Source organism: Shinella sp. S4-D37 (assembly GCF_040812195.1).
Classification (GTDB): domain Bacteria; phylum Pseudomonadota; class Alphaproteobacteria; order Rhizobiales; family Rhizobiaceae; genus Shinella.
This window is the reverse complement of sequence record NZ_JBFNXL010000003.1, coordinates 552034-567153: the sequence shown is the minus strand read 5'-3', so window position 1 is coordinate 567153 and position 15120 is coordinate 552034. Positions and strand designations below refer to the sequence as shown.

General features: G+C 66.6%; 14 protein-coding genes. 10 read left to right on the top strand and 4 right to left on the bottom strand.

Annotation, left to right across the window (positions count from 1 at the left end):
- Position 1 precedes the first annotated feature (1 nt).
- The 7 genes from AB3G45_RS06680 (at position 2) to AB3G45_RS06650 (ending at position 6409) form a co-directional block, all read left to right on the top strand.
- Positions 2-703, top strand: a complete 702-nt coding sequence (locus AB3G45_RS06680; RefSeq protein WP_367829816.1) for an ABC transporter ATP-binding protein — start codon at positions 2-4, stop codon at positions 701-703.
- A 7-nt stretch (positions 704-710) separates the two neighbouring features.
- Complete coding sequence (locus tag AB3G45_RS06675) at positions 711-1598, top strand: branched-chain amino acid ABC transporter permease (protein ID WP_367829815.1); 888 nt, start codon at positions 711-713, stop codon at positions 1596-1598.
- A gap of 58 nt (positions 1599-1656) precedes the next feature.
- Entirely contained in the window at positions 1657-2583 is a 927-nt protein-coding gene (locus AB3G45_RS06670) for a branched-chain amino acid ABC transporter permease (protein ID WP_367829876.1), read from the top strand.
- A gap of 105 nt (positions 2584-2688) precedes the next feature.
- On the top strand, positions 2689-4281 hold the full coding sequence (locus AB3G45_RS06665; RefSeq protein WP_367829814.1) for a GMC family oxidoreductase: 1593 nt from the start codon (positions 2689-2691) through the stop codon (positions 4279-4281).
- A gap of 41 nt (positions 4282-4322) precedes the next feature.
- Entirely contained in the window at positions 4323-5201 is an 879-nt protein-coding gene (gene mmsB, locus AB3G45_RS06660) for a 3-hydroxyisobutyrate dehydrogenase (protein WP_367829813.1), read from the top strand.
- 129 nt (positions 5202-5330) lie between these two features.
- Entirely contained in the window at positions 5331-5831 is a 501-nt protein-coding gene (locus AB3G45_RS06655) for an invasion associated locus B family protein (protein ID WP_367829812.1), read from the top strand.
- Positions 5832-5851: 20 nt separating this feature from the next.
- A complete protein-coding gene (locus AB3G45_RS06650) occupies positions 5852-6409 on the top strand; it encodes an SH3 domain-containing protein (RefSeq protein WP_367829811.1) in 558 nt (185 codons plus the stop codon).
- Between the two features lie 28 nt (positions 6410-6437).
- On the opposite strand, the gene AB3G45_RS06645 is transcribed toward AB3G45_RS06650, so the two are convergent.
- From AB3G45_RS06645 to AB3G45_RS06630, 4 genes are all read right to left on the bottom strand, one after another.
- Positions 6438-9137 carry an ATP-binding protein gene (locus AB3G45_RS06645; protein WP_367829810.1) on the bottom strand — a complete coding sequence of 900 codons (2700 nt, stop codon included), beginning with the start codon at positions 9135-9137 and terminating at the stop codon, positions 6438-6440.
- 3 nt (positions 9138-9140) lie between these two features.
- Positions 9141-9401, bottom strand: a complete 261-nt coding sequence (locus tag AB3G45_RS06640; protein ID WP_367829809.1) for a hypothetical protein — start codon at positions 9399-9401, stop codon at positions 9141-9143.
- A 1-nt stretch (position 9402) separates the two neighbouring features.
- On the bottom strand, positions 9403-9774 hold the full coding sequence (locus tag AB3G45_RS06635) for a response regulator transcription factor (protein ID WP_367829808.1): 372 nt from the start codon (positions 9772-9774) through the stop codon (positions 9403-9405).
- A gap of 83 nt (positions 9775-9857) precedes the next feature.
- A complete protein-coding gene (locus tag AB3G45_RS06630; RefSeq protein ID WP_367829807.1) occupies positions 9858-11318 on the bottom strand; it encodes a short-chain fatty acyl-CoA regulator family protein in 1461 nt (486 codons plus the stop codon).
- A 194-nt stretch (positions 11319-11512) separates the two neighbouring features.
- Here AB3G45_RS06630 and AB3G45_RS06625 point away from each other — a divergent pair, with 194 nt between their 5' ends.
- From AB3G45_RS06625 to AB3G45_RS06615, 3 genes are all read left to right on the top strand, one after another.
- Positions 11513-12859, top strand: a complete 1347-nt coding sequence (locus tag AB3G45_RS06625; RefSeq protein WP_367829806.1) for a substrate-binding protein — start codon at positions 11513-11515, stop codon at positions 12857-12859.
- 77 nt (positions 12860-12936) lie between these two features.
- On the top strand, positions 12937-13962 hold the full coding sequence (locus AB3G45_RS06620; RefSeq protein ID WP_367829805.1) for a branched-chain amino acid ABC transporter permease: 1026 nt from the start codon (positions 12937-12939) through the stop codon (positions 13960-13962).
- Between the two features lie 3 nt (positions 13963-13965).
- The gene (locus tag AB3G45_RS06615; RefSeq protein ID WP_367829804.1) at positions 13966-15117 is read left to right on the top strand and encodes a branched-chain amino acid ABC transporter permease; all 1152 of its coding nucleotides are present in this window, start codon (positions 13966-13968) and stop codon (positions 15115-15117) included.
- Positions 15118-15120: the final 3 nt, after the last annotated feature.

The following is a 15120-nucleotide window of genomic DNA, read 5'->3' as shown; positions in this document are numbered from 1 at the left end:
CATGAGACCATTGCTCGAAGTCAAGGGCCTCAACAGCTGGTACGGCGAGAGCCATGTCCTGCACGGCGTCGACATGACGGTGGGCGAGGGAGAGATGATCACCATCCTCGGCCGCAACGGCGTCGGCAAGTCGACGACGCTGCGCACCATCGTCGGCATCCTGCGCCAGCGCAAGGGCCGGATCGTCTTCGACGGCAAGGACATGATGGCCGTGCCGCTGCACCGGACGGCGCATGCCGGCATCGGCTTCGTGCCGGAGGAGCGCGGCATCTTCGCGACGCTGACGGTGGAGGAGAACCTGATGCTGCCGCCGGTCGTGGCCAGGGGCGGCATGTCGATCGACGAGATCTACGGCCTCTTCCCCAACCTTGCCGAACGCCGCACCAGCCCCGGCACGAAGCTGTCCGGCGGCGAGCAGCAGATGCTGGCCATGGCCCGCATCCTGCGCACCGGCGTGAAGATGCTGCTTCTCGACGAGCCGACCGAGGGGCTGGCGCCCGTCATCGTGCAGCGTATCGGCGAGGTGCTGAAGAAACTGAAGGAGCGCGGCATGACGGTGCTGCTGGTCGAGCAGAACTTCCGCTTCGCCAGCAAGATCGCGGACCGTTTCTACCTGATGGACCACGGCCAGATGGTGGCGGACTTCCCTGTGTCGGAACTGCCGGACCGCATGCCGATGCTCCACAAAGTCCTGGGGGTCTGACCGAGCCATGACCATGATTTTCGGAATTCCGGTGCAGGCGTTCCTGGGGCAGTTGCTGATCGGCCTGATCAACGGCTCGTTCTACGCGCTCCTCAGCCTCGGGCTCGCCGTCATCTTCGGCCTCCTGCGCGTGATCAACTTCGCCCACGGGGCGCAGTACATGCTGGGCGCCTTCGTCGCCTTCCTGCTGCTGCAGTATCTCTCGGTCAGCTACTGGGCCGCCCTCGTTCTCGCGCCGATCATCGTCGGGGTGCTCGGCGCGGTCGTCGAGCGCACCATGCTGAGCCGGCTCTACGATCTCGATCCGCTCTATGGCCTGCTCTTCACCTTCGGCATGGCGCTGACGATCGAGGGGACGTTCCGCTATCTCTACGGCGTTTCCGGCCAGCCCTATGCGGCGCCGCCCCTGCTTTCGGGCGGCACCAATCTCGGCTTCATGTTCCTGCCGAACTATCGCGGCTGGGTCGTCGTCGTCTCGCTGCTCGCCTGCCTTGGAACCTGGCTTCTGATCGAGAAGACCAAGCTCGGCTCCTATCTGCGCGCCGCGACGGAAAATCCCGTGCTCGTGCAGGTCTTCGGCGTCAACGTGCCGCTGCTCCTGACCCTCACCTATGCGCTCGGGGCGGGCCTCGCCGCCTTTGCCGGCGTGCTGGCGGCGCCGGTCTACCAGGTCTCGCCGCTGATGGGCACGAACCTCATTATCGTCGTCTTCGCGGTGGTCGTCGTCGGCGGCATGGGCTCCATCATGGGGGCGATCGTGACGGGCTACATGCTCGGCATCGCCGAGGGCCTGACCAAGGTCTTCTACCCGGAGGCCTCCAACATCGTTGTCTTTGTAATCATGGCGATCGTGCTTCTGCTGCGGCCCGCCGGCCTGTTCGGAAGGGATGCGTGACATGGTGGAACTTTCCGAGAAAATGGCGACGAACGGCCGGCCGGAGCGCACCGCCTCCATGCTCCATGTGGCATTGCTCGTGGTGGCGGTGGGGTGCCTTGCCGCCGCGCCGCTGTTCCTCTACCCGATCTTCCTGATGAAGCTCCTGTGCTTCGCGCTTTTCGCCTGCGCCTTCAACCTGCTGCTCGGCTATACCGGCCTGCTCTCCTTCGGCCACGCCACCTTCTTCGGCGGAGCGGCCTATTTCACCGCGCATGCGATGAAGACGTGGGGCGTCACCCCCGAGGCCGGCATCCTCATCGGCGTGGCGGGCGCCGCGCTGCTCGGCCTCGTCGTCGGGTTCTTCGCCATCCGCCGGCAGGGCATCTATTTCGCGATGATCACGCTGGCGCTGGGGCAGATGTTCTACTTCTTCTGCCTTCAGGCGACCTTCACCCATGGCGAGGACGGCATCCAGTCGGTGCCGCGCGGCCACCTGTTCGGCCTGATCGACCTCAACCGGCCGACCAGCATGTATTATTTCGTCCTCGTCGTCTTCCTGATCGGCATGGCGATCATCTGGCGCTTCGTCAACTCGCCCTTCGGCATGATCCTCAAGTCGATCCGGGAGAACGAGCAGCGCGCGATCTCGCTCGGCTACTCGGTCGGCAGCTACAAGCTCGGCGCCTTCGTCATGTCGGCGGCGCTGACGGGCCTTGCCGGCGGCCTCAAGGCCCTGGTGTTCCAGTTCGCCACGCTCACCGATGTCGGCTGGCAGATGTCGGGCGAGGTGATCCTGATGACGCTGCTCGGCGGTATCGGCACGATGATCGGACCGGTCGTCGGCGCCGGACTGGTCGTGACGTTGCAGAATTACCTCGCCACGTCCGATTTCCCGGTCACGATCGTCACCGGCATCGTCTTCATGGCCTGCGTGCTGCTCTTCCGTCGCGGCATCGTGGGCGAGTTCTACGCCTCGCGGCTGGGCAGGAAGCTCGGCTTCTAGGCGACCCTGCGCGGCAGGGCGCCGGAGCCGGCCCCCACGAGAAGGAAACGGAGAGACCCCGCGGGCCCGTGCGGCCCGCTGGAAGGATGCTGCTTGGAGTTCGACATGGAACAGTTCGATTATATCGTCGTGGGAGCCGGCAGCGCCGGCTGTGTCCTTGCCAACCGGCTGTCGGCGGATCGCGGCAATCGCGTGCTGCTGCTGGAGGCCGGCGGAAGCGACAATTACCACTGGATCCACATCCCGGTCGGCTATCTCTACTGCATCAACAACCCGCGCACCGACTGGTGCTTTTCCACCGAGAAGGAGGCGGGCCTCAACGGCCGGGCGCTGAACTATCCGCGCGGCAAGGTGCTCGGCGGCTGTTCCTCGATCAACGGCATGATCTACATGCGCGGCCAGGCGCGCGACTACGACCTGTGGCGCCAGCTCGGCTGCACCGGCTGGGGCTGGGACGACGTGCTGCCCTATTTCCGCAAGTCGGAGGATTTCTACAAGGGATCGAGCGACATGCACGGCGGGGGCGGGGAATGGCGCGTGGAGAAGGCGCGCGTGCGCTGGGCGGTGCTCGACGCGTTCCAGAAGGCGGCGGGCGAAGTCGGCATACCCGAGACCGAGGATTTCAACCGCGGCGACAACGAGGGCTCCGGCTATTTCGACGTCAACCAGCGCTCAGGCATCCGCTGGAACACCTCCAAGGCCTTCCTCAGGCCGGCGCGGGGCCGATCCAACCTGACGGTCCTCACCAAGGCGCATGCGCGGCGCCTGATCGTCGAGGGCGGCGAGGTCAAGGGCGTCGAGTTCCTGCACGAGGGGATCGTCAAGACGGCCTATGCCACGCGCGAGACCGTGCTGAGCGCCGGCGCGATCGGCTCCCCCCACCTTCTCGAACTCTCCGGCATTGGCCGCGGCGCGGTGCTGAAGGAGGCGGGCATCGAGGTCGTCAGGGAGGTGGACGGCGTCGGCGAGAACCTGCAGGACCATCTCCAGCTTCGGCTGGTCTACAAGGTCACCGGCGTGCCGACGCTGAACGAGAAGGCGAGCACGCTGCTCGGCAAGGCGTCGATCGGGCTCGAATATCTGGTGAAGCGCTCCGGCCCCATGGCGATGGCGCCGAGCCAGCTCGGCATCTTCACCCGCTCGGGACCGGACAAGGAGACGCCGGACCTGCAATATCACATCCAGCCGGTATCGCTCGAAAAGTTCGGCGAGGGCGTCCATCCCTTCCCGGCGATGACGGCGAGCGTGTGCAACCTGCGCCCCGACAGCCGCGGTTCGGTCCATGTCAGGGGGCCGGACTTCGCGCTCCAGCCGCAGATCCGCCCGAACTATCTCAGCGCGCAAAGCGACCGCGACGTGGCCGTCAGCGCCATCCGCCTGACGCGCCGCATCGTGCAGCAGCCGTCCTTCGCCCGCTTCCGGCCGGTGGAATACAAGCCCGGCCCCGCCTTCGAGACCGACGCGGACCTCGAACGGGCGGCGGGCGCCATCGGCACGACGATCTTCCATCCGACCGGCACCTGCCGGATGGGGGCGGATCCCGAAAGCGTCGTCGACCCGCACCTGAAGCTGCGGGCGCTCGGCCGGCTTCGCATCGCCGATGCCTCCGTCATGCCGCGCATCACCTCCGGCAACACCAATTCGCCGACGATCATGATCGCGGAGAAGGCCGCCGCGATGATCCTGGCGGAGCGTTGATCCGGCCGCAACCCCACCCGTCGCCACGAAGGACGATCAGCATGGCAAATGTCGCATTCATCGGTCTGGGCAATATGGGCGGCCCGATGGCCGCAAATCTCGTCAGGGCCGGACACGCCGTCTCCGGCTTCGACCTGTCAGAACCCTCGCTCGCCGCCGCCGCGAAGGCCGGCGTCACGCCTTTCGCCACCCTCGCCGAGGCCGTGCGCGGCGCCGACACCGTGATCACCATGCTGCCGAAGGGCCAGCATGTCGTCGCCGTCTGGGAGGAACTGGCCGGCCTCGTTGCCGCCGGGACCCTCCAGGTCGATTGCTCGACCGTCGATGTGGCAAGCGCGCGCCGGGTGCACGACATCGCCCGGGCGGCGGGGTGCCCCTCGCTCGACGCGCCGGTTTCGGGCGGCACGGGAGGGGCTGCCGGCGGCACGCTCACCTTCATGGTGGGCGGCACGCCCGAGGCCTTCGCCGCCGCCGGGCCGCTGCTGGAGGCGATGGGCAGGAAGATCGTGCATTGCGGGTCCGACGGCGCGGGCCAGGCCGCCAAGATCTGCAACAACATGATCCTCGGCATTTCCATGATCGCCGTCGGCGAGGCCTTCGCGCTGGGCGAAAGGCTCGGCCTTTCCCACCAGGCGCTGTTCGACGTCGCGTCGGCGTCCTCCGGCCAGTGCTGGTCGCTGACCTCCTATTGCCCGGTGCCCGGCCCCGTTCCGTCCTCGCCCGCCAACAACGGCTACAAGCCCGGCTTTGCCGTCGCCCTGATGCTGAAGGACCTTCTCTTGTCCCAGGAAGTCGCCGATGCCTGCGGTGCCACGACGCCGCTCGGCGCGGCGGCCGCGCGCCTGTACGAGACCTTCGAGACGGAGGGGAACGGCGGCCGGGATTTCTCCGCCATCATCGAGATGCTGCGGAAGGCATAGGGCCGCCGACGGGATTTGCGACGGGAAACATCGCCGCGGTTAATCCTTTGATAACCGTCTGCAGCCCCTATTCGGGATGCACCGGGCATCGCCCGACGCGCCTTTCCACGCCGGATTCATGGAGGAAGCATGTCCCTTGCCCGCTCGATCCTCGTGGCGCTGGTCGCCGCCCTTGGCGCCACGCCGTCCTTTGCACAGCCTTCGCTGGTCAAGAAAATCGACGACTGGGGCGTCTACTCCTATCCCGGGGGCGGCAAGGAGCGCTGCTATGTCCTGACGATACCGCGCAGCCTGTCGCCCTCCAACGTCAACCACGGGAAGAACTATCTCATGGTCCTGCGCTCGCGGGGCGAGACGGCGCACTGGGTGCCGCAAGCCAGATTCGGCTACAGGATCGATGCGAAGGCCGGCGTGACGGCCCGCGTCGGCGACAAGACCTTCCACATGACGCCGAGAGGCAACACGGCCTGGACCTTGAAGGAAAGCCGCGAGGGCGAGCTGGTCAAGGCCATGCGCCGCGGCGCCTCGCTCGTCGTGGAGGCGACCTCGGTGCGGGGAACGGAAACCCGCTACGTCTTCTCGCTGGCCGGCGTCACCGCGGCGCTCGAGCGTGCCGCGGATTGCAACTGACCGGATTGGCTGGACCCCTGATGAGAATCCGCAAGACGGCCTGCCTCTCCCTGTCTTTCCTTGCCGGCGTGCTGGCGGGGGTCTGGATGACGGGCGGCGTGCCGGCCGCCGCCGCGGGCCCGATGTCGGGCTACACGCTCGGCCGCTCCACGGGATATCCGATACCGCGGTTCGTCTCGCTGAAGTCGAAAAGGGCGCGCATGCGGGTGGGGCCGTCCACCAATTACAGCATTCTGTGGATCTACCAGCGCGCCGGCACGCCGCTCGAGATCGTCGGCGAATGGGGCAACTGGCGGCGCGTGCGCGACGGTGCCGGCACGAGCGGCTGGATGCATGCCGCCCTGTTGTCCGGCAGGCGGACGGCGGTCGTCGCGCCCTGGCTCAAGACCAACGTGCCGCTTGTCAGGGGACCGGCGCGTGCTTCCGGTGAGGTCGCCCGCATGCAGCCGGGCGTTCTCCTCGACATCCGCGGCTGCGACGGTTCGTGGTGCCGCGTCGCCACGCGCCGCCAGGCGATAAGCGGCTATGTCGCGCAGGACAAGCTCTGGGGCGTCTATCCGGGGGAAACGATAGAATAGCGCCGGACGTCCGCGTTCGCCGGGCCGTTCAGATCTCGTCATCCGCCGCGCGGCAGGTCGGCAGCCGGACGATGAATTCGGCGCCCGGCGCCTTCCTGTCCGAAAGGCGGAGCTCGCCGCCGAAGCGGTTGACGATCTTCCGGCTGATCGGCAGCCCCAGGCCGACGCCGCTCGCCACGGCGGCATTGCCGCGGAAGAATTTCCTGAAGATGCTTTCGCGGTGGTCCGCGTCGATGCCGGGGCCGTTGTCCCTGACGCGCGCCTCGTAGTTCGCGCCCCTTCGCGAAGCGGAGACCACCACTTCCGGCGCCGGGTTCGGATTGTGCTTGATGGCGTTGGAGATCAGGTTGATGAAAACCTGCGTCAGGCGGTCGCGACTGCCCATGACCCGCAGGTTGCGGGTTCGCCGGCCGCGCCGGATCCTCGCTCCGGCTGCGCGCGCCAGCGGTTCGCAGGTCTCGACGGCATGGTCGATCGCGGCCTCCGGGTCGAAGGCTTCCTCGTCCCAGGCCTGTTCGCCGGGGTCCTGCATGTTGAGGTCGAGGATGCCGTCCAGGAGACGGGTCAGGCGGAAGCTCTCCGACTGGATGATGCCGAGGAAATGCAGCTTGCGCGGTTCGTCGAGATCCCTGTGCTCCAGCAGGATCTCGCTGAAGGAGCGGATCGAGGTCATCGGCGTGCGGACCTCGTGGCTGACCTGGCTAAGGAACTCGTCCTTGCGGATATCGATTTCGCGCAGCTGCTCGTTCGCCTTCGCCAGCTCGGCGGCCGTCGCCTCGACCTGGCGCGACTTGCGTTCGAGCTCGGCCGAGTAGGCACGGATCTGCTCGGCCTCGCCGGCGAGCCGCTTCAGCTCCTCCACGCCGATCGTCTCGCTCGTGACGACCTGCGAGACGAGGGAGCGGGCCGAGGCGGCCCCGACATTGGCCGCAAGCCTCGCCTCGACCAGCGAGATGAGTTCGTCGCTGGCGATCGAGGACCGTTCGTGGCTGTCCTCGTCCTGGAACAGCCGGATCGTTTCCTCCGGCCCGAGGATGCGGCCGGCGACCTGCCGCAGATCCGACACGCGCGCGGTGCGGCGGATCACGCTGAGCTCGCTCTCGGTCTGCCGCCGGAAGACGTCGATGAAGAGCGTCGCCTGCAACTGGGCGAGCGGCGTCGGTTCCGTCAGCAGGGAGACGCCGACGAAAAGCACGACATTGATCGACAGGCTCCAGAAGAGGGCATGCACGAGCGGATCGAATTCCGTGAGCCCGAACAGGGCGTGGGGTTTCAGCCAGAACCAGCCGAACAGGCCGTTCTCGATGGCCTCTGCCGACATCAGGAACGAGCCTTCGAAGCTCGGCAGGAAGAGCGTGTAGCACCACACGATGAACCCCGCCGACAGGCCGGTGACGGCGCCGGCCTGCGTGGCGCGGCGCCAGTAGAGGCCGCCGACGAGGCTCGGCAGGAACTGCGCCACGCCGCAGAACGAGATCAGCCCGATGGCCGCGAGCGCCCCGGACGTGCCGCTCAGCCAGAAATAGATGAACCCCAGCATGATGATGACGCAGATGCTCGTGCGCCGCACGCGCAGGATGAAGCTGCGCGTCGTCGAGCCGCCGGCGGAGGCCTGGACCAGGCCGAGGCCGACGGCGATCGGCATGACGATATGGTTCGATATCATCGTCGAGAGCGCGATCGAGGAGACGATGACCATGGAGGTCGCCGAGGAGAAGCCGCCGAGGAAGGCGAGCAGCGCGATCGCGTCCTGCCCTGCGGTAAGCGGCAGCGTCAGGACGAACAGGTCCGGGTCAGAGCCCTGCGGCAGGAACCGCAATCCGGCAATCGCGATCGGCAGGATGAAGAGGCAGATCAGGAAGAGGTAGAGCGGGAACAGCCAGGAGGCCGTGCGCAATTGCTGCTCGGAGGTGTTCTCGACCACGGTCACCTGGAACTGGCGCGGCAGGCAGATGACGGCGGCGCCGGCAAGGAAGCACAGGGCGACCCAGCGCGTGCCGAAACTGTCGGCATTGGAGAGGCTGACCGGCGCATTCTCGAAGACGGCGGCCGGCGTGTCGGCCAGCGCGAAGACCACCCAGACGCCGACGGCGACGAGGGCGCAGAGTTTTACCAGGGCTTCCACCGCAATGGCGGCGATGACGCCGTGGTGGCGCTCGTTGACGTTGATGTTGCGCACGCCGAACAGGATGGAGAAGACGCAAAGGCCGACCGCGACCCAGAAGGCGGTGACGAAATCCGGCTCCAGTTCGACGCTCGCGGCGACGACGGCGCCGGCCGGGAAGGTGATCACCTGGAAGCTCGACGTCAGGGCCTTCAGCTGCAGGGCGATGTAGGGCGTGGTGCCGACGAGGGCCATGACGGTGATCAGCACGCCGAGGGTGGGGCTCTTGCCGAATCGCGCCGATATGAGGTCCGCGATGGAGGTGGTGTTGTAGACGCGGCCGACGGTGACCAGCTTGCGCAGGAAAAGCCACCAGCCGGCGAAGACCACGACGGGCCCGAGATAGATCGTCACGAACTCCGCGCCGCTGCGCGCCGCCGAGCCGACGGCGCCGAAGAAGGTCCACGACGTGCAGTATATGGAGATGGACAGGGTGTAGACGAGCGGCGAGGACAGCCAGCCCGACGGATCGCGCGAGGCCTTGCGGTCTCCGGCGAAGGCGACGAGGAACAGCAGCGACACATAGGCAAGGCAGACGAAGACGACCAGATTGACCGGCAGCATGGTCTATGGTCGCCCGGTCGTGTCGGGGCGCTCCTGCGGATCGTCGGCGGGCGCCTGGTGCGCATGGCGGGCGACGATGGCGGCGACCACGATGGCGACGGCCCAGACGGCGAAGATATAGACGACGATCAACGGAATGCCGCCGAGCATGGCGGGTGTCGCGAATATCCGGATCAGCGGCGGTATCAGCAGCAATGCCGTGGCTATCGGGAGGAGGACGGCGAGGTCCCGGAAGCGCTGGCCGTCGGATTGCCTGGCTTTCACGTCATCCTCCCGTGAGCTGGCGGACCCGGTCGAGGACGTCGGCGTTGGAGAAGGGCTTGGTGATGAAGGCCGTGGCGCCGGTCGCTTCGGCCGCCTTGCGGTCGGCGGCCTGCCCCTTGGCGGACAGCACGATCACCGGCAGGGCCTCGAGCGCCTTGTCGGAACGCACCGATCGCAACACGTCGAGCCCGCTGATTCCCGGCAGCATGAGGTCGAGGATCAGCGCCGAATAGGCGTGCCTGCGCAACTGCCGGAGCGCTTCCGTCCCGTCCGGCGCGGTGTCGATGTCGAAATCGGCGCGTTGCAGGATGAAGCTCAGGGATTCCATGATGTTCGGCTCATCCTCGACGATGAGCACGCGTGTCCTCGACAATGCCCCGCGACCTCCCCTTCACTCAGCATTCTCGTTTCATCCTATACGCATTGCGCGCCGGCGGGATACCCTTTTGTTGCCGCTCACGCGAAGAGGTGCGCCTCCTGGCGATGGCTGCAGGCCGGCCGCGGACACAGGCGGCAGGAGGTGCCGACGGGCAGGATCGCCTTCGGATCGCTGCGGTCGATCCCGTCGCCGTAGACGACGCGCCACGCCTCGGAGGACGAACAGACCAGCATGACCGACAGCAGGCGCCGTGGGGCCGTCATCGACTGGGGCATCTTCTCGACCGCCCGGGCGACGAAGAGGAAACGGTCGCCGGACGGCAGTTCGCCGAACGACCGCACCGCCGTTCCCGGCGCCTGGAAGGCCGTATAGATGACCCAGAGCGGACAGGCATTGCTGTGGCGCGGCAGGGGGAGGCGCGGCAAGGGGAGCCGCTTGGTGACGTAGCCGGACGGGTCGGAGCGCATGAAGGCGAATCGCACGCCCTCGGCGCCCGGGCGGCGCAGCGTCGCGAGGCGGTGCGCGACCTGTTCGTAGGACACGTCGAACATCCGCGACAGGAGGTCGAGATCGTAGCGGACGCGCTCGGCGGCGGCGAGGAAGGCGTCGTAGGGCATCAGGATCGCCGCGGCGACATAGGCATGCAGCGCCGACGCCGCAAAGGAACGCGCTTCCGTGGAGACGAGGGCGGGGTGGGCGTCGACGAGAGCCTCGATCGCCGGCCGCGCCGCAGCGGCGGAGGCCTCCTTCGCCAGCCGAAAACGCCTGGACTGGACGGTTTCGGCGGCCGGCTCCTCCCAGGGCCGGCGCGGCGCGGCGCAAGGCGCGTCCTGCTCGTGCCGGCGCAGGTGCTCTGCCGCGACCGCTTCGAGGGCGGGGAAATAATTGTCGGATTCCAGCATGAAGGCGTCGACCTGCTCCGTCGACGTGCCGGAGGTCACGCGGACCTCGGGATTGTCGAAGAACTGCGCCAGCGACCGCGCGGCGTGCGACAGCTTCTGGCTATCGGCGGCGATGATCTCGATGAAACGGTCGCGCTCGGCCGGCTTGAGCTGGTCGTAGTTCTCGAGGATCTCGGAGGCCGAGCGGACGGCCGTCACGCTGGTCAGGATCCGGTGGACGTTCTCGCTGAGGAACGGATCGCGGTTGAGCCGGTCGGCGAGGGCGACCACCGCCTGTCCGCGGTCGATGAACCCCCGGTAGACCCGCAGCAACAGGTTCGCCCAGTCGGGATGGCGGCCGACGAACTCCTCGACCTTCTGCGGATGGCCCGCCGACGCGGCGAATTCGGGGTCGGCCAGCAGTTCCCGCAGGAAATCCATCGACCGCCGCTCGGACGTGTCGTCGAGTTCCGAGCGGTCGATGCCGAGGCTCGCCGCGATCCGGTCGATGAGCGCGCCGGCGATGGAACGTTTGTTCAATTCGATGAGGTTGAGATAGGAGGCGGAAATCCCGGCGCGCCGCGCAAGCTCGCCCTGCGTCAGCCCGGCCCGCTTGCGCTGCGCCCTTATCTTCAGTCCGGCGAGATTCTCGCTCATGCGGGGACGCCTCCCTGTCCGGCTTGTAAATTAATGACAAAACCAATCTCTGGCAAGAACGGAAATTTACAGAATTTGCATTTAAAACCAAAGACTTATTGCAATAGTTACAAAACGCGCGGAAGGTTGTGGGAGGGAGAGCACGGCTCAACCGGCGGCGGCGGGAGGCCGGCGCCCCACAATGGGAGGCAACAATGAAATTCGTGAACGTGAATCGTCGTTTCATTCTCAAGACGGGCGCGGCGCTGGGCGTAAGCCTTGCCGCGCCGATGCATTTCATCCGCGGCGCCTATGCCGATGACATGTCCTGCAATGTCCCGAAGGGCGATACCGTGACCTTCGGATGGAACGTGCCCTTGACCGGCGCCTATGCCGACGAAGGCGCGGACGAGCTCAAGGCGTTCCAGCTCGCCGTCAAGCACCTCAACGGCGAGGGCGACGGCGGCATGCTCAACACGATGAAGCCGAGCGTCCTGAAGGGCAACGGCATCCTCGGCAAGAAGGTCGCCTATGTGCACGGCGATTCGCAGACCAAGTCGGACGCCGCGCGCGACGGCGCCAAGCGCATGATCGAGCGCGACGGCGCCATCATGATCTCGGGCGGCTCGTCGTCGGGCGTGGCCGTCGCGGTGCAGGGCCTGTGCCAGGAACTCGGCATCATCTTCATGGCGGGCCTGACCCATTCCAACGACACGACCGGCAAGGACAAGAAGCGCTACGGCTTCCGCCACTTCTTCAACGCCTACCAGTCGGGCGTGGCGCTGGCGCCGGTCATCGGCGAAGCCTACGGCAAGGACCGCAAGGCCTACCACCTGACGGCCGACTACACCTGGGGCTGGACGCAGGAGGAATCGATCAAGAACGCTACCGAGGCGCTCGGCTGGGAGACCGTCAAGGCCGTCCGCACGCCGCTCGGCGCGGCGGATTTCTCCCAGTACATCACGCCGGTCCTCAATTCGGGCGCCGACGTGCTGATCCTCAACCACTACGGCAAGGACATGGTCAACTCGCTGACCCAGGCCGTGCAGTTCGGCCTGCGCGACAAGGAGGTCAACGGCAAGAAGTTCGAGATCGTCGTGCCGCTCTTCTCCGAACTGATGGCGCAGGGCGCCGGCGACGCCGTGAAGGGCATCTACGGCACGGGCAACTGGGACTGGAAGCTCGACGACGACGCCACCAAGGCCTTCACCAAGTCGTTCGGCACCGAATACGGTTCCCCGCCGTCGCAGGCCGCCCACACCTGCTACGTCCAGGCGCTCCTCTATGCGGACGCCTGCGAGCGCGCGGGCACCTTCTACGCCCCCGCCGTCATCAAGGCGCTCGAAGGCTTCGAGTTCGACGGGATGGGCAACGGCAAGACGCTCTACAGGGCGGACGACCACCAGTGCATGAAGTCCTGCGTGGTGGTGAAGGGCAAGGAGAACCCGAAGGACAAGTACGACCTGATGGAGGTCGTCAAGGTCGTGCCGCGCGAGGACCTGACCTACGACCCGGCCATCTTCGGCGGCGAGCTCGGCCCGTCGGATCCCAAGCAGTGCTGACCTGACGAACCTTGAGCCGGCCGCCTTCGCGCGGCCGGCTCCTTCCCGGTCTAGGCTTTCAACATGGGCGTACGAGAATGGATGCCATACTGCTGCAGATACTGAACGGACTGGACAAGGGGGGGGCCTACGCCCTGATCGCGCTTGGCCTGACGCTCGTGTTCGGAACGCTCGGCGTCGTGAACTTCGCCCACGGCGCCCTGTTCATGCTGGGCGCGTTCTGCGCCGTCACCTTCAACAAGCTCCTCAATCTGGAAAGCGTCGTCATCGATCCGGCGCAGACGACCGCCTGGGGAAGCCCGCTGGAGGTCCGCACGCCCTATGTCGAGGCGTGGCTGGGCGATTTCGGCGCGGTGCTCAACGACTATTCCGTGCCCGCCTCCATCCTCTTCGCCATACCGGTGATGCTGGTGGTCGGCATCGTCATGGAGCGCGGCCTCATCCGCTATTTCTACAAGCGCAACCATGCGGACCAGATCCTGGTGACCTTCGGCCTCGCCATCGTCATCCAGGAGGTCATCAAGCATTTCTACGGCGCCAACCCGATCCCGCAGCCGGCGCCCGACGCGCTGGGCGGAACCGTCTATGTCGGCAGCCTCATCGGCCTCGGCCAGACGCTCGCCTATCCCCTGTGGCGCATGGTCTACCTGCTGTTCTCCGTGTCGGTGATCGCGGCGGTGTTCGCCTTCCTGCGCTTCACGACCTACGGCATGGTGGTGCGCGCCGGCATGCACGACCGCCAGACTGTCGGCTTCCTCGGCATCGACATCGAGCGCCGGTTCACGGTGGTCTTCGGCCTTGCGGCCGTGGTGGCGGGCGTCGCCGGCGTCATGTACACGCCGATCCTGCCGCCCGACTATCACATGGGAATGGAGTTCCTGGTCCTGTCGTTCGTCGTCGTCGTGGTCGGCGGCATGGGCTCGCTCGGCGGCGCGGTGGCGGCGGGTTTCCTGCTCGGCATCCTGCAGTCCTTCGCCTCCATGAACGAGGTCAAGGCGCTCCTGCCCGGCATCGACCACGTCGTCATCTACCTGGTGGCCGTCGTTATTCTGCTGACGCTGCCGCGCGGGCTGCTCGGCCGCAAGGGCATGATGGAGGAGTGAGCCATGTTCAACAACCCAACGCGCAATGACTGGCTGCTGCTGGCCGGCTTCTCCCTCGCCGTGCTCTGCCTGCCGATCCTCCTTGAGCCGATCGGCGCGGCCTATCCCGCGCTCATGCAGAAGTTCTGCATCTTCGGCATCTTCGCCATCGGCTTCAACATCCTCTTCGGCCTCACCGGCTACCTGTCCTTCGGCCATGCGGCCTTCCTGGGGGTCGGGTCCTATGCGGCGGTCTGGTCGTTCAAGCTCTTCACGATGAACGCCATCCCGGCGATCGTCATGGCGGTGGTCTTCGCCGCGCTGTTCGCGCTCGCCATCGGCTATATCAGCCTGAGGCGGTCGGGCATCTACTTCTCCATCCTGACGCTCGCCTTCGCGCAGATGAGCTACAACCTCGCCTATTCGGTGCTGACGCCGCTGACCAACGGCGAAACCGGGCTGCAACTGTCGCTGCAGGATCCGCGGATGATCGACGCGCTGTTCTTCGAGCCGGCCGCCGGCCTGCCGCGGGTCAATCTCTTCGCGCTCAACATCAGCGGCGGCGGCTATGCCGGCTTCTATCTGTGCGCCATCGCGCTGATCGTCTGCTTCTTCATCTCGCTCTGCATCTTCCGCTCGCCCTTCGGCCTCATGCTGCGGGCGATCAAGTCCAACCAGATGCGCATGCGCTATACCGGCTTCAACACCCGGCCGTACCTTCTGGCCGCCTTCGTCATCTCCGGCATGTATGCGGGGCTGGCGGGCGGGCTGATGGCCGCGACGGACCCGCTGGTCGGCGCCGAGCGCATGCAGTGGACCGCATCGGGCGAGGTCGTGCTGATGACCATCCTCGGCGGGGCGGGCACGCTGGTGGGGCCGGTGCTCGGCGCGGCGGCGATCAAGTATTTCGAGAACATCTTCTCCGCCTTCAGCGACACGGTGCTGCACACCGTCTTCGGCTTCCTGCCCGACATGATCGAGGACCCGATCGTCGCCTTCTTCTCGCTGTTCGTCGGCGACGGCTGGAACCTGACGCTCGGCGTGGTGTTCATGCTCATCGTCATCTTCCTGCCCGGCGGCATCATGGAAGGCCTGCGGCGCCTCTATGCGCTGTTCCGGCGGCCGCCGGACGGGAAGATCAAGGCCACATCAACGCAAATCCAGCCGGCGGAGTAGAAC